The 1,111-nt window shown below is 37.3% G+C and carries 3 protein-coding genes; 1 reads left to right on the top strand and 2 read right to left on the bottom strand.

Features of this window, described 5'->3' with window-relative positions; translation table 11 throughout:
* Positions 1-2: 2 nt before the first annotated feature.
* Together C200_RS12705 and C200_RS15550 are read right to left on the bottom strand one after the other, a co-directional pair.
* Positions 3-185: a hypothetical protein gene (locus tag C200_RS12705; RefSeq protein WP_129556479.1), complete on the bottom strand. Its 183-nt coding sequence runs from the start codon at positions 183-185 to the stop codon at positions 3-5.
* A 213-nt stretch (positions 186-398) separates the two neighbouring features.
* On the bottom strand, positions 399-722 hold the full coding sequence (locus C200_RS15550) for a hypothetical protein (RefSeq protein ID WP_033923805.1): 324 nt from the start codon (positions 720-722) through the stop codon (positions 399-401).
* Positions 723-859: 137 nt separating this feature from the next.
* Between C200_RS15550 and C200_RS12695 the strand changes: the two genes are divergently transcribed.
* Positions 860-1,111, top strand: a 252-nt coding sequence (locus C200_RS12695) for a helix-turn-helix domain-containing protein (RefSeq protein ID WP_033923759.1), incomplete at its 3' end; no start/stop codon positions are given.

Raw genomic sequence — 1,111 nt, 5'->3', positions numbered from 1 at the left:
CTTCAGATGACGGAGGGCGTCTCACCTTGCAATGTCCCTGCTTTAAAAGCAAAAAGTAAAGCATTTAAATTTTCTACATAAGAAAAACGCTCATTAGCACTTTTACAGCCTTTAAAATTATGGTTATTAGTTACTGCTAAAAATAATGCTTGCGCTAAACCACCATACTTTTTTTGGTCACTCACTTTCTTGCCAGAATATTTACTCGCATATAGCTTTAACAAAGCCTGCTTAACTAATATTTCACCGTCAACCGAAACACCATCACTAAACTGAATAACCTCACCATCATTAATCCGCTTTTTTAACCCTTTTGAGAACTCAATTGCAAGCTCGCCCTCAACAGACTCGGAAAAAAAGTCTTCTCGATTCTCTCGGTTTAAGTAATCTTGATAAAACTACTTCATCATATTAATACTAAGAATAGCCGCCCTATCAGTAATGATACCTTGCGCCTGAGCAGCATCAAACACAGTTAAATCAGCCAGCAACAAAGCTTCTTTTTGTGTCTTACTGCCATCATAGTGTAAAAATTGTGTATGCTGATTAATAGGCAAGTTCATTACATAAAACATCGGTCTATTATCACGAGTTGCATTATAATGATGCGCGCCCTTAAATATTTTTTCAGCACTAGCCTGTTGGCCACATGAATCCTGCCCCCGAGGTAAAGAGGTCAATAAATTATAAACCACGGGATCCCGTACATGATAATCATCCATAAAGTCTTGAATCTGCTGACTGACCGGAATATAGCGACCTTGGGCTTTAAACTCCTTTAAAGATGGTACTTTATAGCGCTGGATTAACAGTTTCTGACATACTATCAGTAGGTTAAAAAATACAATAAGGAAAAACGATGCCTTCTCCTTACAGTTATGACTTAAGAATTCGAGCACTAAAAATGATTGATGAAGGGATACCTATTACACAAATTTCCAAGCTCTTAAAAATCAGTCGAGACACTCTGCATCGTTGGAAAAATAGGCGTGATCATACAGGAGACGTCAAAGCAAGGTTTGGCTACCAAACGGGCTATAACCATAAAATCAGTGATATGAAAGAATTTCAAAAATTTATTGATCAGAATCCGGGTAAAACTCATCAACAA

The organism is Piscirickettsia salmonis LF-89 = ATCC VR-1361, assembly GCF_000297215.2.
In the GTDB taxonomy this organism is placed as follows: domain Bacteria; phylum Pseudomonadota; class Gammaproteobacteria; order Piscirickettsiales; family Piscirickettsiaceae; genus Piscirickettsia; species Piscirickettsia salmonis.
The sequence above is the reverse complement of the archived record's forward strand: the minus strand, read 5'-3'. Positions and strand labels throughout refer to the sequence as shown.